Raw genomic sequence first — 20046 nt, forward strand, 5'->3', positions numbered from 1 at the left:
CGTGCCCAACGTGCTGGCCGTTAGCCACCCAGCATGTGATGCAGGAACGAGTAACTCACCGCCGCCTTGAACGCGGCCTGCTCGTTGTCGGCCGCGCCGGCGTGCCCGCCCTCGATGTTTTCGTAATACCAAACCCGGTGGCCGGCGGCCTGCAGGGCCGCGGTCATCTTGCGGGCATGGCCGGGATGCACCCGGTCGTCGCGGGTAGAGGTGGTGAACAGCACTGGCGGATACTGGCGGGTAGCCGAAATATTCTGGTACGGAGAGTATTCGGCGATGAACTCCCAGTCGTCGGGGTTGTCGGGGTCGCCGTACTCGGCCACCCAGGAAGCGCCGGCCAACAGTCGGTGGTAACGGCGCATGTCCAGCAGCGGCACGTCACAGACCAGGGCGCCGAACTTTTCTGGGTATTTGGTCAGCATAATGCCCATCAGCAGCCCGCCGTTGCTGCCGCCGCGTGCGCCGAGCTGCTCGACGCCTGCGATACCGCGGTTCACCAAATCGGTTGCCACCGCGACGAAGTCCTCGGCCACCTTGTGTCGGCCCTCGCGCATCGCCTGCGTGTGCCAGCTGGGCCCATACTCACCGCCGCCGCGGATATTGGCTAGCACGTAGGTACCCCCGCGGGCCAGCCACAGCCGGCCGAGGACGCCCCCATATCCAGGTGTGCTGGATGACTCGAACCCGCCATAACCGCTGAGCAGTGTGGGCCCGGGGCATTCCGCGTTGCCGGGTGAAACCACGAAGTACGGGATTGATGTGCCATCCTCTGATGGAACGAAATACTGTGCCACGATGATGTTTTCAGCGTCAAAGAACGCTGGCGCGGACTTGATTTGATCCAGTTGTCCGTCGCACGCACCGCGGATCAGTCGGGAGGGTGTGTCGAATCCGCTGGAGTCGAGAAAAAACTCGTCGCCGTGATCGTCCGCGGCGACGATGACGGTGTTGGTCGCGGCCGGGATACCTGCCAATGGTTCGCGCTGCCAGCTACCTGGCGTAACGATCTCGACGCGGCTGGCCACGTCGGCGAGCGTGACGATCAAAAGCCGGTCGCGGATCCACGCATAGTGGTTGAGCGCGGTGTGCTCGTCAGGCTCGAACACCACGCGCAGTTCTGCTGTGCCGGCCAGAAATTCGTCATAGTTAGCGGCCAGCAGAGAGCCCGCGGGGTAGGTGTTGGTGCCGAAAGTCCAATCGGTGCGCGGCTCGATCAACAGCCAATCGCGATGGATCGACGCGCCCGCATCGGTGGGTTTGTCGATGCGAAGCAGCTCCGAGCCGCGCAGTTCGTAGAGCTCGTCGTTCCAGAAGTCGAGCGCTCGTCCCAGGAAGGTGCGTTCGAAGCCCGGTGTGCGATCCACTGACGCAAAGACCCGGACATCAGAGCTAACCCCCTCGAAGACGGTCTCTGCGTCGGCCAACGGCGTGCCGCGACGCCATCGCTTGATCACTCGCGGATAACCGGACTCGGTGAGCGAGTCAGCACCAAAGTCAGTGCCCACCAACACGGTATCCGGGTCGGCCCAGGCGACCTCTGACTTGGCCTCCGGTAGTTCGAACCCGTCGGCAACGAATTCGCGTGTCAGCATGTCAAATTCACGCACGATAGACGCATCCGCGCCGCCTCGAGAGAGGCTGATCAGCGCACGCGTGTGGTCAGGTTCGATGACGCCGGCACCAGCCCACACCCATTTTTGGTCGTCAATTCGCCCTAGTTCATCGATATCGATCAGCACGTCCCACTCGGGGGAGTCGGTGCGGTAACTCGCGAGCGTGGTGCGCCGCCACAGCCCGCGGGGGTTGGTGGCATCGCGCCAGAAGTTGTAGAGGTACTCGCCGCGACGGTTCACGTACGGGATTCGGGTATCGGTGTCGAGCACCTCGAGCGCCTCGGTGCGCATCCGCTCGAACTCCGCGTCGCACAACTCGGCCAGTGTCGGTTCGTTGCGCGCGCGCACCCAATCCAGCGCCTTCACACCGGTGATCTCCTCGAGCCACAGATACGGGTCGTCGGGTGTGGGTGCCGCAGCGGTTCCAGAAGACAGGGAAGACATGGAGGACATGGAAGACATTGTGGCGTCGACGGTAGTGTGAGTTGTATTACATCGTTGGTATGAGGAGCTGAGCCGATGACTGTCTTCCCACGTCCGGGTTCCGCTGGGGCGCTGATGTCGTATGAATCCCGGTACGACAACTTCATCGGGGGCCAGTGGGTGGCGCCCACCAAAGGCCGCTATTTCGAGAATCCGACACCGGTGACCGGCCAGACGTTTTGCGAGGTAGCCCGATCCGACGAGGCCGACATCGAAACGGCGCTCGACGCTGCGCATACTGCGGCGCCGGCCTGGGGCAAGACCGCCCCCGCCGAGCGGGCAGCAATCCTCAACAAGATCGCCGATCGCATCGAGGAACACACCGCCGCGTTGGCGCTAGCCGAATCCTGGGACAACGGCAAACCGATCCGGGAGGCGCTGGCTGCCGACATTCCGCTGGCGGCAGACCATTTCCGGTATTTCGCCGGCGCGATCCGCGCCCAGGAAGGTTCGCTCTCGCAGATCGACGAGGACACTGTCGCCTATCACTTCCATGAGCCGCTCGGCGTGGTGGGGCAGATCATTCCGTGGAACTTCCCCATCCTGATGGGCGCCTGGAAACTGGCGCCGGCGCTGGCGGCAGGCAATGCGGTGGTGCTCAAACCGGCCGAACAGACACCAGCGTCAGTGCTCTACCTGATGTCGCTCATCGGCGATCTGTTGCCGCCGGGCGTGGTCAACGTCGTCAACGGTTTCGGCGCCGAAGCCGGTAAGCCGCTGGCCTCCAGCGACCGGATCGCCAAGGTTGCCTTTACTGGGGAAACCACCACCGGGCGACTGATCATGCAATACGCCTCACAGAACCTGATCCCGGTCAGCCTGGAACTCGGTGGCAAGAGCCCCAACATCTTCTTCTCCGACGTGCTGGCCGGCAGCGGTGAGCTCCAAGACAACTTCCAGGACAAGGCGCTCGAGGGATTCACCATGTTTGCCCTCAACCAGGGCGAAGTGTGCACCTGCCCGTCGCGCAGCCTGATCCAGGCCGATATCTACGACGAGTTCCTGGAACTGGCGGCGATCCGCACCAAGGCGGTCCGGCAGGGCGATCCGCTGGACACCGAGACAATGCTGGGTTCTCAGGCCTCCAACGATCAGCTAGAGAAGGTGTTGTCCTACATCCAGATAGGCAAGGACGAGGGCGCCACCCTGATCACCGGTGGCGAGCGCGCCGATCTGGGCGGGGACCTGGCCGGCGGGTTTTACGTGCAACCGACGATCTTTGCCGGCAACAACAAAATGCGGATCTTCCAGGAGGAAATCTTCGGGCCGGTGGTCGCGGTGACATCGTTCACCGATTATGACGACGCGATCAGCATCGCCAACGACACCCTTTATGGTCTCGGTGCCGGCGTGTGGAGCCGCGATGGCACTATCGCCTACCGGGCCGGCCGGGACATTCAGGCCGGCCGGGTGTGGATCAACTGCTACCACGTCTATCCCGCCCACGCGGCCTTCGGCGGCTACAAGCAGTCCGGTTTCGGCCGCGAGACCCATAAGATGATGCTCGACCACTACCAGCAGACCAAGAACCTGCTGGTGTCCTACTCGGACCAGGCGCTGGGCTTCTTCTGATGAGCGCGGCGTCGAGCGCTCCTCCCGGGGTGCTCATCACGGCGGCGGCCGCCGAGCTGCTGGTCCGGCTGCAGGACCGTCACGGTCCGGTGCTGTTCCACCAGTCCGGCGGCTGCTGCGACGGGTCGTCGCCGATGTGCTACCCGTGCGGGGACTTCCTCGTCGGTGACCGCGACGTCTTGCTGGGCGTGCTGGACGTCGGGACGGACGGGGTGCCCGTGTGGATCTCGGGTCCGCAGTATCTCGCCTGGAAGCACACCCAGCTGGTCATCGACGTGGTCCCGGGCCGCGGCGGTGGGTTCAGTCTGGAGGCGCCGGAGGGCGTGCGGTTCCTCAGTCGCGGCCGGGTTTTCACCGACGCGGAGAAAGCGCTGTTACAGGCCACACCGGTCATCACCGGCAACGCCTACGCGGGTGGCGAACGGCCCTTAGTGCGTGGTCAGGTGGTGGACGTCGAGCACCCGGCCGCGCCGCGAACGTGCCGCACCGGTCATCGGTAACCGCAGTAAGGTCGTCACCGTGGTCCCCTTTCCGCGCCCCCGGCTGCTGGCCGGCGCGCTGCTGATCGGAAGCGCGGTCGGGCTGCTGACGGGGGTGGCGTGCACCGTGTTGGTTCATCAGCGGATCCGGCCCGACGTCGTCATTGCCCTGGTGGTCGGGATTCCCAGTGTGACCGGTTTGCCGCTGATTCTGTTTTCCGGGCGTCGCTGGGTAACGACCCTGGGCGCGTTCATCCTCGCGTTGGCGCCAGGTTGGTTCGGGGTGCTCGTCGCTATCGAAGTGGCGTCTCGTGGCTGACAAAGACGTCGACCAAGAGCGCGAGCCCAGTCCGGGAACTGAACCGTTCGTTCCGGATTTCGACACCGGCGAGGAGTCGGTCCCGTTTGTGCCCGATTTTTCCGATATTCATGACACCGGCGCGCAGCCGCTGCCACTGGTCATCGGGCCGGAGAAGTCCGACCCGGTCGTGGCTGGCGACGAGGACGTAGCGGCCGAGTCGGCTGCCGCGCCGGTCACGGTGCCCGGTCGGTACCAGTATCTAAAGTGGTGGAAGTTGGTTCTGGTGATCCTTGGTGTGTGGATCGCCGCCGCGGAGGTCGGGCTCAGCCTGTTTTATTGGTGGTATCACACGATCGACAAGACGGCGCCGGTATTTATGGTGCTGGTCTATGTCGTCGGGTGCACCGTGGCAGGCGTGCTGCTGGCGATGGTGCCCGGCAAGCCGCTGATCGCGGCATTGGCGCTTGCGGTGATGTCGGGGCCGTTTGCCTCCGTCGCCGCGGCGGCGCCCCTCTACGGCTACTACTACTGCGAACGGGTCGGCCACTGTGTGGTGGGCGTCATTCCGTACTGACGACCTGCCAGGTGTAGCCGGCCACTAGGGTAGTGGCCGTGACTCACTATGACGTTGTTGTGCTCGGAGCCGGTCCGGGCGGATATGTCGCTGCCATTCGTGCCGCACAGCTGGGCTTGAGTACCGCGGTCGTCGAACCGAAGTACTGGGGTGGAGTCTGCCTCAACGTCGGCTGCATCCCGTCCAAGGCGTTACTGCGCAACGCCGAACTCGCGCACATCTTCACCAAAGAGGCAAAGACTTTCGGTATCAGCGGCGACGCCAGCTTCGACTATGGAGTTGCCTACGACCGTAGCCGCAAGGTGTCCGAAGGACGCGTCGCGGGCGTGCACTTCCTGATGAAAAAGAACAAGATCACCGAGATCCACGGCTACGGCAGATTCACCGACGCCAACACGTTGTCGGTCGAATTGACGGACGGTGGCGCTGAAAATCCTGTAACCGTCACGTTCAACAACGCCATCATCGCCACCGGCAGCAGCACCCGGCTGGTGCCCGGCACGTCGCTGTCGGCCAACGTGGTCACCTACGAGGAGCAGATCCTGTCCCGGGAGCTGCCCGACTCGATTGTCATCGCCGGCGCCGGGGCCATCGGCATGGAATTCGGCTACGTTCTGAAGAACTACGGCGTCGACGTGACGATCGTGGAATTCCTGCCACGCGCGCTGCCCAACGAAGACGCCGAGGTGTCCAAGGAGATCGAGAAGCAGTTCAAGAAGCTGGGCGTCAAGATCCTGACCGGAACCAAAGTGGAGTCCATCTCCGACGATGGTTCCCTTGTCCGGGTGGCTGTCAGCAAGGACGGTAAGGCGCAAGAGCTCAAAGCCGAAAAGGTGTTGCAGGCCATTGGGTTTGCGCCCAACGTCGAGGGTTACGGACTGGACAAGGCCGGGGTCGCTTTGACCGACGGCAAAGCCATCGGCGTCGGCGACTACATGCAAACCAACGTTTCGCACATCTACGCCATCGGAGACGTCACCGGGAAGCTGCAGCTGGCCCATGTCGCCGAAGCTCAAGGTGTGGTTGCGGCCGAGACCATCGCCGGCGCAGAGACTTTGGCGCTCGGTGACTACCGGATGATGCCACGCGCGACGTTCTGCCAGCCGAATGTGGCCAGCTTCGGGCTGACCGAGCAGCAAGCTCGAGATGAGGGTTACGACGTCGTAGTCGCCAAGTTCCCGTTCACCGCCAACGCGAAAGCGCACGGCGTGGGTGACCCCAGCGGTTTCGTCAAGCTTGTTGCGGACGCCAAGTATGGGGAGCTGTTAGGCGGGCACATGATCGGCCATGACGTGTCCGAGCTATTGCCGGAGCTCACGCTCGCACAGAAATGGGATTTGACGGCCACCGAGCTGGCTCGCAACGTGCATACGCATCCGACGATGTCAGAGGCGCTGCAGGAGTGCTTTCACGGCTTGATCGGCCACATGATCAACTTCTGAGCAGCAGTCACGGCTTTTGGGCGGCTGGAGGCAACCGGATTGATCCGCAGCGACATCCCCGAGACCGTGGTGGGCGCCATCGGCGGGGTGGCCACCGGCTACGTGCTGTGGTTGGTGGCCATTTCGATCGGAGACAACACCACGACGGTCAGCCGGTGGAGCCTGATCGTGTTGATCCTGTCGGTCGTGCTGGCACTCTTCGCCGGGGCGTGCGGCTGGTGGCTGCGTCAACGCCGTAAGCCTGCCTGGGGGGCGTTCACTTTCGGCCTGCCGGTACTTCCGGTGGTCCTGACGTTGGCTGTGCTGGCCAACCTCTATCTGTAAGGACAAGCGGAGTACCTATTAAGGTCTAGCGCGGGTTGTCCAACGGGATGTCGAGGCTGGATATCGTCGCCGCGAGTCCGTCGTATTGGCTTATGAGCATGCAGAATTCGATCAGCCGACGTCGATCTAGGTGAGTTGCCAGCTGCTGCCAGCTATCGCTAGTTATCTTTCGGTCCTTGACGAACTCGTCCGTCGCGGCCAGCAGGGCCCGTTGCCGGACGCTCAACCCGGCGCCTGCTGGAACGTCAGGCCACGCGAAAATCATGGCCTGCATGTTCGCATCCAGACCCCGTTTACGTGCCATGCCGCGATGGTGTTGCAGCTCGTATTCGCACGCGCGCAGATGTGCGACCCGCAGGATCACCAACTCGGTATCGACGTGCGGCAGTTTTCCCCGCAGCAGTCGACCGCCATAAATCAGCCATGTCCAGAACAGCAGCTGGCGATGACCCAGGATGGTGAATAGATGCATCTCGGGTGCGTGAAGCGAGCGCGCGGCCAACTTGGCGATCACCCAGTTGATCGGTCCCAGCTGACGCAGGCCACCCGACGGGATGCGACCGACCGGGCCGGTACCAGTGCCGCCGCTCACGCTTGCTTCACCAGGTACGGGGAGACCGTGCTGCGGTGTTCGTCGAGATCGAGTGCCCGCCCCAAAGCGGGGAACGCCCGCTGCGGGCAGTTATCACGTTCGCAGACACGGCAACCCGCGCCGATTGGTGTGGCGATATTTCCCAAGCTCTCTGGGTCTCCTGACAAGTCGAGTCCTTCCGAGTAGACGAGCCGGTGCGCCTGACGAAGTTCGCAACCCAGCCCGATCGCGAAGGTTTTACCGGGCTGACCATACCGGGCGGCTCGGCGCTCGACGGTTCGGGCCACCCACATGTAGTTACGTCCGTCGGGCATCTGGGCGATTTGCACCAAGATCTTGCCGGGGTTGGCGAACGTTTCGTAGACGTTCCACAGCGGGCAGGTGCCGCCGCTGGAGGAGAAGTGAAAGCCGGTGGCCGACTGGCGTTTTGACATGTTGCCGGCTCGGTCGACCCGGACGAACGAAAAAGGCACACCCCGCATCGATGGTCGCTGCAGCGTCGAAAGCCGGTGCGCGATGGTCTCGTAGCTCACCGAGTAGAACGCCGACAGCCGCTCGACGTCGTAGCGGAAGTTCTCCGCCACGTCGTGGAACTGGCGGTAGGGCAGCACCGCGGCTGCGGCGAAGTAATTGGCCAACCCGAGCCGGGCCAGGGTGTGCGACTCGTCGCTGGTGAATTTGCCTGCTGCAACCAGGTTGTCGATCAGATCGCCGAACTCGAGATACGCCAATTCGGCGGCCATCTTGAATACCTGCTGACCCAACGAAAGGTGAGTGCTGATTTCGAGTGTGTTGGTCGTGGGGTCGTAGCGGTGCAGCACACTGTCACCGAGATCGATCCGCCGGTTGATGTGCACTCCGTGTACCTCAGTGAGCCGCCGGGTCAACTCGCGGGCCAAATCGCCGTGATGCAGCCGCGTCTGGGTCGTCAGGTCTTCGGCCGCGGTGTCCAGCTCGTGTAGGTAGTTCTGGCGTTGGTAGAAGTAGTCGCGGACTTCTTCGTGCGGCATGGTGATCGACCCGCTGCCGCTGCCGTCGGAGAACCGTTCCTCGGTCGCGGCGGCCAGCTGCGCGGTGGTGAGTCGGTAGCGTCGGTGCAGGTTGACCACCGCGCGGGCGAGGCCCGGATGGGCACTGACCATTTCCGCGACTTCGGGCGGGTCGATGTCGACACCCAGATCGCGGTCCATCGTCACCTCACGCAGCTCGGCCACCAGCCGGGTGTCGTCGTGCGGGGCGAAGAAGGTCGCGTCCACCCCGAACACCTCGGCGATCCGTAGCAAGACGCCCACCGTCAACGGGCGAACATCGTGTTCGATCTGATTGAGGTAGCTCGGCGAAATCTCCAGCATCTGGGCTAGCGCGGCCTGACTGAACCCGCGTTCACTACGCAACTGACGAACACGCGGGCCAACGAACGTCTTGGACACCTAATTCAGCTTACCGTTGTTGTGAAGGCATCATTCGCAGAGTTCGCACCCGGATCGCGTTGCGTGTTCGATTGGTATTTGACAGACGTCGTTTGGCATGATTCGGGGCGGGGACCCGGGCTAAACCTGGGGCGTGGACGAGTAGGAAACGGGGCCGATGCCGTGAGCCTGGACAAAATAATGATGCCGGTTCCCGAAGGTCATCCCGATGTGTTTGATCGCGAATGGCCGCTTCGCGTCGGGGACATCGACCGCACCGGTCGGCTGCGATTGGACGCAGGTGCCCGGCACATCCAAGACATCGGTCAGGACCAACTGCGCGAGATGGGGTTCGAGCAGACCCACCCGCTGTGGATTGTGCGCCGCACCATGGTTGACCTGATCCGTCCGATTGAGTTCCAGGACATGTTGCGGCTGCGGCGGTGGTGTTCGGGTACCTCGAACCGGTGGTGTGAAATGCGTGTCCGTATTGATGGGCGCAAGGGCGGCCTCATCGAGTCCGAGGCGTTCTGGATCAACATCAACCGGGAAACTCAGATGCCGGCACGCATCGCGGACGACTTCCTGGAGGGCCTGCACCGGACCACGTCCGTCGATCGGCTGCGGTGGAAAGGCTATTTGACGCCGGGCAGCCGTGACGACGCGTCGGAAATCCACGAGTTCCCGGTGCGGGTCACCGACATTGACTTGTTCGACCACATGAACAACTCGGTGTACTGGAGCGTGATCGAGGACTATTTGGCGTCCCATGCCGAACTGCTCAACGGGCCGCTGCGCACCACCATCGAACACGAGGCGCCGGTGGCGCTGGGCGACAAGTTGGAGATCATCTCGCACGTTCACCCGGCTGGCTCGACCGATCAATTCGGCGCTGGCTTGGCCGACCGTCCTGTTACAACGCTCACATACACCGTTGGCGACGAGACGAAAGCCGTCGCCGCGATCTTCGCGCTGTAGCGAAACCGCAGGCCGGGAAGCCCCCGGCAAATACTTGGTTGACCTGCTGATTTGTGGTTACTGAACGGTAGCTTCTGAAACGGTTCAGTGGCTTTGCTCTTTCGCAAAATTCGCAATATCGCCTGAAGTCGTGGCCGAAATTTGCAAGTGAAACAGGTGGACCTGGGGGAACAGGCTGTGCCATGGTCGAGTTAGCACAGCAGTGAATGTTGGGCCATCAGCATCGCCTAATAGCGGTCCGGCCGCACCAATTCAGCAGCAACTGAGCAAGAAATATCGTTAAAGGAGCAGGCCCAATGTCTGTCGTTGGCACCCCCAAGAGCGCCGAGCAGATTCAGCACGACTGGGACACCAGTTCGCGCTGGAAGGACATCACGCGTACCTACACCGCCGCGGACGTGGTCGCCCTGCAGGGCAGCGTCGTCGAGGAGCACACGCTAGCCCGTCGTGGCGCGGAGGTGTTGTGGGAACAGTTGCACGACCTGGAGTGGGTCAACGCGCTCGGTGCCCTGACCGGCAACATGGCCGTCCAGCAGGTGCGCGCCGGCCTGAAAGCCATCTACCTGTCGGGCTGGCAGGTCGCCGGTGACGCCAACTTGTCCGGCCACACCTACCCCGACCAGAGCCTGTACCCGGCTAACTCGGTGCCGCAGGTGGTCCGCCGGATCAACAACGCGCTGCAGCGCGCCGACCAGATCGCCAAGGTCGAGGGTGACACCTCGGTGGAGAATTGGCTCGCGCCGATCGTCGCGGACGGTGAGGCCGGCTTCGGTGGTGCGCTCAACGTTTTCGAGCTGCAGAAGGCCTTGATTGCCGCGGGTGTCGCCGGTTCGCACTGGGAGGACCAGCTGGCCTCTGAGAAGAAGTGCGGTCACCTGGGCGGCAAGGTGCTGATTCCCACCCAGCAGCACATCCGCACTTTGACGGCTGCCCGGCTCGCGTCTGACGTGGCCGACGTGCCGACTGTCGTGATCGCTCGTACCGACGCCGAGGCTGCCACCCTGATCACCTCCGACGTCGACGAGCGTGATCGGCCGTTCATTACCGGCGAGCGCACCAAGGAAGGCTTCTACCGCACCAAGAACGGCATCGAGCCGTGCATCGCACGGGCGAAGGCCTATGCACCGTTCGCCGACTTGATCTGGATGGAGACCGGCACCCCGGACCTTGAGGTCGCGCGGAAATTCTCTGAGGCGGTCAAGGACTCCTATCCGGACCAGATGCTGGCGTACAACTGCTCGCCATCGTTCAACTGGAAGCAACACCTTGACGACAGCACCATCGCGAAGTTCCAAAAGGAACTTGCCGCAATGGGATTCAAGTTTCAGTTCATTACCCTGGCCGGCTTCCACGCACTGAACTACTCGATGTTCGATCTTGCCTATGGCTATGCCCGCAACCAGATGAGCGCCTACGTTGAGTTGCAGGAGCGCGAGTTTGCCGCCGAGGAGCGTGGCTACACCGCGACCAAGCACCAGCGCGAGGTTGGTGCCGGCTACTTTGACCGCATTGCCACCACGGTCGACCCGCATTCGTCGACGACGGCTCTGACCGGTTCCACCGAAGAGGGCCAGTTTCACTGAGGATGAGCGGGTGTAAGGCCGCGAAGACGAGGTGAAACCGACTGGTTAGGTCACTGAGGATGAGCGGGTGTAAGGCCGCGAAGACGAGGTGAAACCGACTGGTTAGGTCACTGAGGATGAGCGGGTGTAAGGCCGCGCAGACGCAGACGAGGTGAAACCGACTGAGTGGTCCGCTAAGCATGACCGGGGTTCTGCTGAGCGTGAAGTTGATGCGATACTTCATGCTGGTTTTCGCCGCGATTTTATGCTCGACGGCCTGAGGTGAATTTGACAGCTTAGGCCCCGCCCAGCCAACCTGGGCGGGGCCTTTTGCGGTGCACGACAATACGACTCTGGAGAGACAACAGTGAGCGATGCAGCGATCCAGCGAGTAGGGGTTGTCGGGGCGGGGCAGATGGGGTCGGGCATCGCCGAAGTTGCCGTTCGCGCCGGTGTTGGCGTGACGGTGTTCGAAACCACTGACGCGTTGATCACCGCGGGACGCAACCGCATTGTGAAGTCTTTGGAGCGTGGCGTCAGCGCGGGCAAGGTGACAGAGCGCGAGCGCGACCGTGCCCTCGACAACTTGGCCTTCACCACAGACCTGAATGACTTGGCCGACCGGCAATTGGTGATTGAGGCGATCGTCGAGGACGAGGCCGTTAAGGCCAAGGTCTTCGCCGAACTCGACCGAGTCGTTACCGATCCCGCCGCGGTGCTCGCGTCGAACACCTCCAGCATCCCGATCATGAAAATCGCTGCGGCCACCAAGAACCCGCAACGCGTCCTGGGCCTGCACTTCTTCAATCCGGTCCCGGTGCTACCCCTGGTCGAATTAGTCAGCACGTTGGTCACCGATAAAGCCGCTGCCACCCGCACCGAGGAATTTGCCAGCGGAGTACTTGGCAAACAAGTGGTGCGCTGTTCTGACCGGTCCGGTTTCGTGGTCAACGCCCTACTGGTGCCGTATTTGTTGTCGGCGATCCGGATGGTCGAAGCTGGTTTTGCCACCGTCGAAGATGTCGACAAGGCCGTGGTTGCCGGGCTGTCGCACCCGATGGGCCCGCTGCGGCTCTCCGATCTTGTTGGCCTGGACACCCTAAAACTGATCGCGGACAAGATGTTCGAGGAATTCAAGGAACCGCACTATGGTCCGCCGCCGCTGTTGCTGCGTATGGTCGAGGCAGGCCGGCTAGGTAAAAAATCGGGTCAGGGTTTCTATTCGTACTGAAACCCGTACAGCAGCGGCCCGTGACCCGGACGTGCGGTTCTTGTCGAGGTCACAAGCGCCGAGATGATGTCGAGATCGACCGCGAGCACCCGCTGAGATGGTATGACAGTCGTTGTAAGAACGGGTACCATTGCTCAGGTCAACAAACGAGAGGTTTTTGTCGAGCATGACCGAGTTGAGGCCTTTTTACGAAGAGTCGCAATCTATCTATGACGTTTCGGATGAGTTTTTCGCACTATTTCTAGACCCAACGATGGGTTACACGTGCGCATACTTCGAGCGCGATGATATGACTCTCGAAGAGGCGCAAAATGCGAAGTTCGACCTGGCGTTGGGAAAGCTGAACCTACAGCCAGGGATGACGCTGCTCGACATCGGCTGCGGGTGGGGCGGAGCGTTGCAGCGCGCGATCGAGAAATTCGATGTCAACGTCATTGGTATCACGCTCAGCCGCAATCAGTACGAGTACAGCAAGGCCAAACTGGCTGCGATTCCTACCGAGCGCACCGTCGAGGTACGGCTGCAGGGCTGGGAAGAGTTTGAGGATAAGGTCGACCGGATTGTCACCATCGGCGCCTTCGAAGCGTTCAAGATGGAGCGTTACGCCGCGTTCTTTGAACGTGCCTACGGCATCCTTCCCGAGGACGGCCGGATGTTGCTGCACACGATTTTGACGTACACCCAGAAACAGATGCATGAAATGGGCATCAAGGTGACGATGAGCGATGTGCGATTCATGCGTTTCATCGGTACCGAAATTTTCCCGGGCGGACAGTTGCCCGCGCAGGAAGATATTTTTAAATTTGCGCAGGACGCCGGATTTTCAGTCGAAAAGGTGCAATTGCTGCAGGCGCATTACGCGCGCACGCTAAACATTTGGGCGGCCAACCTGCGGGCCGCGCGCGACCGCGCCATCGCCATCCAATCGGAAGAGGTCTACGACCGCTACATGAAGTACCTGACCGGGTGCGAGGACTTCTTCCGCAAAGGCATCAGCAACGTGGGGCAGTTCACCCTTACGAAGTAAGCCTGCGACGGTGTCGCACGCGATGGGCGTGACGTCAGACCGACTGGCGCGGGGTGGGGTTATTTTTCCAAAGTGAACTGGTCGACGTCGGTGTACCCATCGCGGAACAGCTTCGCGCAGCCGGTCAGGTACTTCATGTAGCGGTCGTAGACCTCTTGAGACTGGATGGCGATCGCCTGGTTCTTGTTGGCCTCAAGTGCGGCGGCCCACAAGTCCAGGGTTTTGGCGTAATGCAGCTGCAAGGACTGGATCCGGGTGAGCTTAAAGCCGGCCTCGGAAGCGTGCTCTGCCACCAACGCCGGCGTAGGCAGCCAGCCGCCGGGGAAGATCTCGGCGAGGATGAACTGCGTGAAGTGAACGACTTCGTGGGTCAGCGGCAGGCCCTTGGCCCTGGCCTCCTTGAATGCGGGGCGCACGATGGTGTGCAGCAGCATCACGCCGTCGGTCGGCAGCACCGAGTAGGCCATCTCGAAAAAGCGGGCCCAGCGCGCGCGGCCGAAGTGCTCGAATGCGCCGATTGAGATAATGCGGTCGACGGGCTCGTGGAACTTCTCCCAGCCCTCTAGCAACACCCGCCGGGTGCGGGGGGTGTCCATTTCGTCGAATGTCTTCTGAACATGGGTGGCTTGATTCTCGGACAGCGTCAGGCCCACAACGTTGACGTCGTATTTCTCAATCGCGCGTCTCATGGTGGCGCCCCAGCCGCACCCGATATCTAGCAACGTCATCCCGGGCTCAAGCTGGAGTTTTCCCAGCGCCAGATCGATCTTGGCGAGCTGCGCCTCCTCGAGCGTCATGTCGTCACGTTCGAAGTACGCGCAGCTGTAGGTCCGGGTGGGGTCGAGGAACAGCCGGAAGAAGTCGTCAGATAGGTCGTAATGGGCTTGTACGTTTCCAAAATGCGGCGTCAGCTGCGCGGACATGCGGTATGAGCCTTTCTGTGTCCCGGAGGCGTGTACGGCGCGGCAAACGACACACTCTGGTCTGGCCCCCGATGCATCCCCTGCATGCTAACCGTTCAAGCGGCTCAAGTCGCCTACGCTGCGCTCGGCATTACATCACAACATCCGGTGCGATTCACAATGCGTGCAGGATGGCGCCGATCGCGAGGCCCACGACGAGCAGTCCACCGGCCTGACGCACGTGCACCCACGCCAACGCGGCGTACCACAGTGGCCAGACCGGAAACTCCAGTGGCGGCTGGTCGGGTTTCTGCCGACGGAAATATGGCCACACCCGCACCAGCCGGGGCAGCGCCAACAGCACGATCAATGCGGGCCACGGCATCGCTTCCACCGCCACAGCGACCGCGACCAGGACGTAGAACCCGACCATCATGGCCAGCGTCACCACGCGGGCGCGCGCCTCGCCAAGCAGGACCGGCACCGTCGCGATGCCGAGCGGTTGGTCGTAGGGGATCTTGTCGATGTGTTTGCCCATCAGCACCGTCGTGCACAACAAACCATAGGGAAACGAGGCCAGCACGACGTCCCAACCGACCGCGCCCACCGCTGAGTAGTACGTTCCGCACACCATCAGCGGACCCCAGACGATGAAAACATCGGGTTCACCGAGGCCACGTTTCTTTAGCCGCAGCGGTGGCGCTGTGTAAGCGACGCTCAGAGCGAAGCCGCTGAGCGCGAAGGCCACCACGGGCCAGCCCCGAGCCCACGCCAACGTGACCAGGATCGCCAGGTCGACAAAATTCACCAGCAGAACCGCTAGGCCCAGCGTGCGGCGGCTGAGCAGCCCGGACAGCACTGGGTGCGGAGCGTAGCGGGCACGCGGGTAATCGGCGCTGTCGGTACCGACCTGGGTGTCATACAGGTCGTTCATCAAGTTGTTGGCCATATGTGCGCACGTGATCCCCACGACGGCCAGGATCAGCCAGCGCCAATCCAGACCCGGCTCACCGACCGCCAGCAGCGCCGCGACCAGGCCGGAAACCAGGGTCATCGGTAGTACCGCGGCGCGTGTCACGACGAGCCAGCGCGTGACGCTGTCGACCGGCCCGTCAGGTGGCGGATTGGTGGTGCGAAGTGCGTATGCCCACGACCTCAGCCGCGAGCCGACGCTCACCTCGGGCATTCCTCAAGCGTAGCCACGTGACGATGCAGAGCGCGCAAGCGCGATGAGGAGGAGCGGGGCAATTTGAGCGTAGCCACGTGACGATGCAGAGCGCGCAAGCGCGATGAGGAGGAGCGGGGCAATTTGAGCGTAGCCACGTGACGATGCAGAGCGCGCAAGCGCGATGAGGTGGGGGCACCCCCAGTCGCGTAGCGGCGAGGGGGCGCGCGGGGCAAATTGAGCCCAGGTCCGCAGCAGAACCGTTTAGGGCCCTCGTGGTGGGATGATCGGCGAAGGATGTGGCTGGTCACGGAATTTTTCCAGCGATCCGCCGACCTCGACGATTCCGCACAGTGCGTTCCAACTGAGCATGGTCAGGTAGTCGATCAGCTCATCGACACTCATCCGCGGGTCCGACATCCACGAGTGGGTGGCAAGCTGCACGCCGCCAACGATCAAGTAGGCCCAGGGCTCCACGCCGCCGGCGTCCATGCCGGCCTGTTGCATGCGGCGGCGCATCATCACCGCGAGCATGCGGGCAATGATCCGTTCGGAGTCGGCGATCACTTTGCTCTTGCTGGCTGAGCTGTTCGCCATCACAAACCGATATGGCTCGGGTTCGGCCGCCACGGTCTTGACGTACACCCGGATGATCTCGCGAGTCAGATCGAAGCCATCCAGATTGGATGACAGCGCGGCCGCCATGTTGGGAATCAACGTGGTCTGCGTGAAGCGCATCATCACCGCGGTGGTCAGGTCGTTCTTGTCGACGAAGTAGCGGTAGAGCACGGTCTTGGAGACCCCGATCTCCGCGGCTATCTCATCCATGCTCAGGAAGCGGCCCTGCCGGCGAATCGCATCGATCGTGCCGTCAACCAGCTCGTTGCGGCGCTCCACCTTGTGTTGATGCCACCGCCGCTTGCGACCATCCGTCTTGACGGTCACAGCCGGGATATGCTCTGCCACTGTCGCTGGTTCCCATTCACTAGACGCACTCGATATTACGGCCCGTCGATGGCATCGCTCCATGCGCACAAGGGCTCGGAGAACAGTGTGGTTACAGTAACTGGTCCCGCCGATAGCGGATGATGGTGAGGTGGCACACAGGGCCTTACCAAACGGGGGAGCGTCGGGCGTGCCAGCGCTGGGGCTGGATTTGACCAGGCTGCCGACCGTGACGCGCCGACGCCGGGCGTCGTTCGCGGAATCGTTCGCGGGGGCTGATCCGGAGGCCGACGCCGAGCGGCGGACGGCGCTGCGCCGGATGAAAATGGTGGCACTGGGTTTCTTGGTCGGCGCCACCGGTATGTTCCTCGCCTGTCGGTGGGCGCAAGCCCATGGCATCACCGCAGCTTGGGTGGGTTATGTCGGGGCCGGCGCGGAGGCTGGCATGGTGGGAGCCCTGGCGGACTGGTTTGCGGTTACCGCGTTGTTCAAACATCCGCTGGGTATACCGATCCCGCACACAGCGATCATCAAGCGCAAGAAAGATCAGCTGGGTGAGGGCTTGGGCACCTTTGTGCGGGAGAACTTCTTGTCGCCGTCGGTCGTCGAGGCCAAGCTGCGCGACGCGCAGGTGACCGGTCGGCTCGGTAAGTGGCTGTCGGAAGAAGCGCATGCCCGGCGGGTGGCAACCGAGGCGGCGACAGTGCTCCGTGTGCTAGTGGAGCTGCTGCGTGACGAGGACATTCAGCAGGTGCTCGATCGGATGATCGTGCGCCGCATCGCCGAACCGCAATGGGGTCCGCCGGTGGGCCGGGTGCTGGCGACCCTGCTCGCCGAGAACCGGCAGGAGGCCCTGATCCAGTTGCTGTCGGATCGGGCGTTTCAGTGGTCGCTGAATGCCGGCGAAGTCATCCAGCGGGTAGTCGAGCGTGACTCGCCGAGTTGGTCGCCGCGCTTCATCGATCATCTCGTCGGCGACCGCATCCATCGTGAGTTGATGGACTTCACCGACAAGGTGCGTCGCAACCCCGATCACGAATTGCGTCGTTCGGCGACCCGATTTCTGTTCGAATTCGCCGACGATCTGCAGCGTGACCCGGCCACGATCGCGCGCGCCGATGCAGTCAAGGAACAGTTGATGGCGCGCGATGAAGTCGGCAACGCCGCGGCGACGGCGTGGCAGACGCTGAAGAAGCTGGTGCTCGAGGGTCCAGAGGGACTGGCCGACCCGTCCGGCGCGTTGCGCACCCGCATCGCCGACACGGTGGTTCGGATCGGGGAATCACTGCGTGACGACGCCGACTTGCGAGACAAGGTCGACAACTGGATGGTGCGGGCAGCCCAGCACCTGGTTATGCAATATGGCGTGGAGATCACCGCGATCATCACCGAGACGATCGAGCGCTGGGACGCCGAGGAAGCCAGCCGACGCATCGAACTGCACGTCGGCCGTGACCTGCAGTTTATTCGCATCAACGGCACCGTGGTCGGCGCGCTTGCGGGGCTGGCGATCTACACCGTCGCGCAACTGCTGTTCTGAGAAGTGCTAACAAACGCTTGCAAAAGCAAGCACTCGTCCGTACGCTCGTACCGGTAAGCATCAGCGATCGGACGCAAGGGGGTGCATCAGTGGCGTCAGACGAGAAGCTTTCCGCCAAGGTGTCCACCGCTGCCTCTGATATCGGTAGCTTTATCAGAACGCAGCGTGAGACGGCACAAGTCTCGATGCGGCAGCTCGCCGAACGGTCCGGCGTCAGCAATCCGTACTTGAGCCAGGTGGAGCGCGGATTACGCAAGCCGTCCGCCGACGTGTTGAACCAAATCGCAAAGGCGCTACGGGTTTCCGCCGAGGTCCTCTATGTGCGAGCCGGAATTCTCGAGCCCAGTGAGACCAGTCAAGTGCGTGACGCCATCATCACCGACACGGCGATAACCGAGCGACAGAAACAGGTTCTGCTCGACATCTATGCCTCATTCACCTATCAAAACGAATCCACCCGTGAGGAGTGTCCCACCGAGTCCCATACCGACGAGTGACCAGCTCGGTTGGGCCGCAATCGGCTGAGGCTGGTGGGTATAGCCCACTGGCTGCCGGGTTACCCGAGGAAGGGCGACCTTGTTCAGGTCGTGGTGGATCCAGCCCGATCACTCGGCCAACAGATCAATGACCTGACTCGACGATATCCAGGTAAGGAGGACATGAAGTGACTGCACGTTTTATCAGCTATCCGCAAGCGATGCGGGCCATCGCGAGCCGCTTTGAGGTCGCCATGTCAATCCGCGGGTCTTGACTACTCCTCCCAGCGGAGCCGACGCTTGCCCTAACTTTCCAGACCAGACACCTACTGACGCCGATCACGACAACAATCCATGAAAGGAAACACCATGGCTGAAAACCCGAACATCGACGACCTGCGGGCTCCGTTGTTGGCAGCGCTGGGCGCGGCAGATTTGGCCCTGGCCACTGTTAACGAGCTGATCGGCAACATGCGCGAGCGTGCCGAGGAAACCCGCACCGACACCCGCAGCCGCGTTGAGGAGAGCCGCGCTCGCCTGGCCAAATTGCAGGAGGGTCTGCCCGAGCAGCTTAGCGAGCTGCGTGAGAAGTTCACCGCCGACGAGTTGCGCAAGGCCGCTGAGGGCTATTTGGAGGCCGCGACCAACCGGTACAACGAACTAGTCGAGCGCGGCGAAGCCGCTCTGGAGCGGCTGCGCAGCCAGCCGGTCTTCGAGGATGCATCGGCACGCGCCGAGGGTTACGTGGACCAGGCCGTCGAGTTGACCCAAGAGGCGCTGGGTACGGTCGCATCGCAAACCCGCGCGGTTGGTGAGCGCGCAGCCAAGCTGGTCGGCATCGAGCTGCCCAAGAAGGCGGCGGCGCCTGCGAAGAAGGCTCCGGCCAAGAAGGCGGCTGCGGCAGCGAAGAAGGCACCCGCCAAAAAGGCGGCTGCGAAGAAGGCTCCGGCCAAGAAGGTCACCCAGAAGTAGGTAAGGTTGCGAGTTGCCCTGGTGGGGCGGCTCGGACCGGTGACGCACTCGACTCCGAGTTGCCCTGGTGGCAACTCGGAGTCGACGTTTGGGACGGTCCCCGCATACGCTTAGGGGGTGAGCCACCTCGTGGGTACTGTCATGTTGGTTTTGCAGCTCGCCGTCCTGGTGACGGCGGTGTACGCGTTTGTGCATGCAGCGCTGCAGCGACCCGACGCCTATACCGCCGCTGAAAAGCTGACAAAACCAGTGTGGTTAGTGATCCTCGGTGCGGCGGTGGCGCTGACCTCCATCCTGGGCTTCGTCTTCGGCGTGCTTGGCATGGCGATAGCCGCCTGTGCCGCTGGGGTGTATCTGGTTGACGTGCGGCCCAAGCTGCTTGATATTCAGGGCAAGTCGCGCTAACCGAATGGCTGCTCTGTTGGCCGCGCCGACGGCGGTGCCTGTTGGCGTACTGGG

Annotated in this window: 19 protein-coding genes and 1 pseudogene; 14 read left to right on the plus strand and 6 right to left on the minus strand. The window is 62.5% G+C overall.

Features of this window, described 5'->3' with window-relative positions:
* Window positions 1-20: 20 nt before the first annotated feature.
* Window positions 21-2057, minus strand: coding sequence for a prolyl oligopeptidase family serine peptidase (locus B586_RS02625; RefSeq protein ID WP_054880748.1), 2037 nt, complete (start codon window positions 2055-2057; stop codon window positions 21-23).
* A 75-nt stretch (window positions 2058-2132) separates the two neighbouring features.
* Between B586_RS02625 and exaC the strand changes: the two genes are divergently transcribed.
* From exaC to B586_RS02655, 6 genes are read left to right on the plus strand one after another with little or no spacing between them, the layout of a single operon-like run.
* Window positions 2133-3668 carry an acetaldehyde dehydrogenase ExaC gene (exaC, locus tag B586_RS02630; RefSeq protein WP_054880747.1) on the plus strand — a complete coding sequence of 512 codons (1536 nt, stop codon included), beginning with the start codon at window positions 2133-2135 and terminating at the stop codon, window positions 3666-3668.
* Entirely contained in the window at window positions 3668-4168 is a 501-nt protein-coding gene (locus tag B586_RS02635) for a DUF779 domain-containing protein (protein WP_054880746.1), read from the plus strand. Before exaC ends, B586_RS02635 begins: the two co-directional genes overlap by 1 nt.
* A gap of 19 nt (window positions 4169-4187) precedes the next feature.
* A complete protein-coding gene (locus B586_RS02640) occupies window positions 4188-4466 on the plus strand; it encodes a putative holin (protein ID WP_047313670.1) in 279 nt (92 codons plus the stop codon).
* Window positions 4459-5022 (plus strand): hypothetical protein, encoded by a 564-nt coding sequence (locus B586_RS02645; RefSeq protein WP_047313669.1) that lies wholly within the window; start codon window positions 4459-4461, stop codon window positions 5020-5022. Before B586_RS02640 ends, B586_RS02645 begins: the two co-directional genes overlap by 8 nt.
* A gap of 38 nt (window positions 5023-5060) precedes the next feature.
* Window positions 5061-6464: a dihydrolipoyl dehydrogenase gene (lpdA, locus tag B586_RS02650; protein WP_054881105.1), complete on the plus strand. Its 1404-nt coding sequence runs from the start codon at window positions 5061-5063 to the stop codon at window positions 6462-6464.
* 39 nt (window positions 6465-6503) lie between these two features.
* Window positions 6504-6788, plus strand: coding sequence for a hypothetical protein (locus B586_RS02655; RefSeq protein WP_047313668.1), 285 nt, complete (start codon window positions 6504-6506; stop codon window positions 6786-6788).
* 25 nt (window positions 6789-6813) lie between these two features.
* Here the strand turns inward: B586_RS02655 and B586_RS02660 are convergent, their stop codons facing one another.
* Together B586_RS02660 and ramB are read right to left on the minus strand one after the other, a co-directional pair.
* Complete coding sequence (locus B586_RS02660; RefSeq protein ID WP_054880745.1) at window positions 6814-7380, minus strand: carboxymuconolactone decarboxylase family protein; 567 nt, start codon at window positions 7378-7380, stop codon at window positions 6814-6816.
* Window positions 7377-8810: an acetate metabolism transcriptional regulator RamB gene (ramB, locus tag B586_RS02665; RefSeq protein ID WP_047313666.1), complete on the minus strand. Its 1434-nt coding sequence runs from the start codon at window positions 8808-8810 to the stop codon at window positions 7377-7379. Before ramB ends, B586_RS02660 begins: the two co-directional genes overlap by 4 nt.
* A 162-nt stretch (window positions 8811-8972) precedes the next feature.
* On the opposite strand from ramB, the gene B586_RS02670 reads away from it, so the two are divergent.
* The 4 genes from B586_RS02670 (at window position 8973) to B586_RS02685 (ending at window position 13587) form a co-directional block, all read left to right on the plus strand.
* The gene (locus tag B586_RS02670; RefSeq protein ID WP_047313665.1) at window positions 8973-9767 is read left to right on the plus strand and encodes an acyl-[acyl-carrier-protein] thioesterase; all 795 of its coding nucleotides are present in this window, start codon (window positions 8973-8975) and stop codon (window positions 9765-9767) included.
* 296 nt (window positions 9768-10063) lie between these two features.
* A complete protein-coding gene (aceA, locus tag B586_RS02675) occupies window positions 10064-11350 on the plus strand; it encodes an isocitrate lyase (protein WP_047313664.1) in 1287 nt (428 codons plus the stop codon).
* Between the two features lie 346 nt (window positions 11351-11696).
* On the plus strand, window positions 11697-12560 hold the full coding sequence (locus tag B586_RS02680) for a 3-hydroxybutyryl-CoA dehydrogenase (RefSeq protein ID WP_054880744.1): 864 nt from the start codon (window positions 11697-11699) through the stop codon (window positions 12558-12560).
* Window positions 12561-12726: 166 nt separating this feature from the next.
* Window positions 12727-13587 carry a cyclopropane mycolic acid synthase family methyltransferase gene (locus B586_RS02685; RefSeq protein ID WP_054880743.1) on the plus strand — a complete coding sequence of 287 codons (861 nt, stop codon included), beginning with the start codon at window positions 12727-12729 and terminating at the stop codon, window positions 13585-13587.
* 59 nt (window positions 13588-13646) lie between these two features.
* On the opposite strand, the gene pcaA is transcribed toward B586_RS02685, so the two are convergent.
* The 3 genes from pcaA to B586_RS02700 form a co-directional block, all read right to left on the minus strand.
* Complete coding sequence (pcaA, locus tag B586_RS02690) at window positions 13647-14510, minus strand: cyclopropane mycolic acid synthase PcaA (RefSeq protein WP_054880742.1); 864 nt, start codon at window positions 14508-14510, stop codon at window positions 13647-13649.
* 154 nt (window positions 14511-14664) lie between these two features.
* Entirely contained in the window at window positions 14665-15675 is a 1011-nt protein-coding gene (locus tag B586_RS02695; RefSeq protein WP_054880741.1) for a prenyltransferase, read from the minus strand.
* Window positions 15676-15918: 243 nt separating this feature from the next.
* A complete protein-coding gene (locus tag B586_RS02700; protein WP_047313659.1) occupies window positions 15919-16620 on the minus strand; it encodes a TetR/AcrR family transcriptional regulator in 702 nt (233 codons plus the stop codon).
* Window positions 16621-16750: 130 nt separating this feature from the next.
* Between B586_RS02700 and B586_RS02705 the strand changes: the two genes are divergently transcribed.
* The 4 genes and pseudogenes from B586_RS02705 (at window position 16751) to B586_RS02720 (ending at window position 19992) form a co-directional block, all read left to right on the plus strand.
* On the plus strand, window positions 16751-18139 hold the full coding sequence (locus B586_RS02705) for a DUF445 domain-containing protein (protein WP_082607484.1): 1389 nt from the start codon (window positions 16751-16753) through the stop codon (window positions 18137-18139).
* Between the two features lie 89 nt (window positions 18140-18228).
* Window positions 18229-18664, plus strand: a pseudogene (locus B586_RS02710) (helix-turn-helix domain-containing protein).
* 320 nt (window positions 18665-18984) lie between these two features.
* Window positions 18985-19587 carry a heparin-binding hemagglutinin HbhA gene (gene hbhA / locus B586_RS02715; protein WP_047313802.1) on the plus strand — a complete coding sequence of 201 codons (603 nt, stop codon included), beginning with the start codon at window positions 18985-18987 and terminating at the stop codon, window positions 19585-19587.
* 117 nt (window positions 19588-19704) lie between these two features.
* Window positions 19705-19992: a DUF2516 family protein gene (locus B586_RS02720; protein ID WP_047313657.1), complete on the plus strand. Its 288-nt coding sequence runs from the start codon at window positions 19705-19707 to the stop codon at window positions 19990-19992.
* Window positions 19993-20046 lie beyond the last annotated feature (54 nt).

The organism is Mycobacterium haemophilum DSM 44634 (assembly GCF_000340435.2).
Lineage (GTDB): Bacteria > Actinomycetota > Actinomycetes > Mycobacteriales > Mycobacteriaceae > Mycobacterium > Mycobacterium haemophilum.

What these genes read in the sequence shown, in the direction of transcription:
- aceA (WP_047313664.1), top strand. Translation starts at nt 10,064, where the DNA reads ATGTCTGTCGTTGGCACCCCCAAGAGCGCCGAGCAGATTCAGCACGAC.
- B586_RS02635 (WP_054880746.1), top strand. Translation starts at nt 3,668, where the DNA reads ATGAGCGCGGCGTCGAGCGCTCCTCCCGGGGTGCTCATCACGGCGGCG.
- pcaA (WP_054880742.1), bottom strand. Translation starts at nt 14,510, where the DNA reads ATGTCCGCGCAGCTGACGCCGCATTTTGGAAACGTACAAGCCCATTAC.
- B586_RS02625 (WP_054880748.1), bottom strand. Translation starts at nt 2,057, where the DNA reads ATGTCTTCCCTGTCTTCTGGAACCGCTGCGGCACCCACACCCGACGAC.
- hbhA (WP_047313802.1), top strand. Translation starts at nt 18,985, where the DNA reads ATGGCTGAAAACCCGAACATCGACGACCTGCGGGCTCCGTTGTTGGCA.
- exaC (WP_054880747.1), top strand. Translation starts at nt 2,133, where the DNA reads ATGACTGTCTTCCCACGTCCGGGTTCCGCTGGGGCGCTGATGTCGTAT.
- B586_RS02695 (WP_054880741.1), bottom strand. Translation starts at nt 15,675, where the DNA reads ATGCCCGAGGTGAGCGTCGGCTCGCGGCTGAGGTCGTGGGCATACGCA.
- B586_RS02685 (WP_054880743.1), top strand. Translation starts at nt 12,727, where the DNA reads ATGACCGAGTTGAGGCCTTTTTACGAAGAGTCGCAATCTATCTATGAC.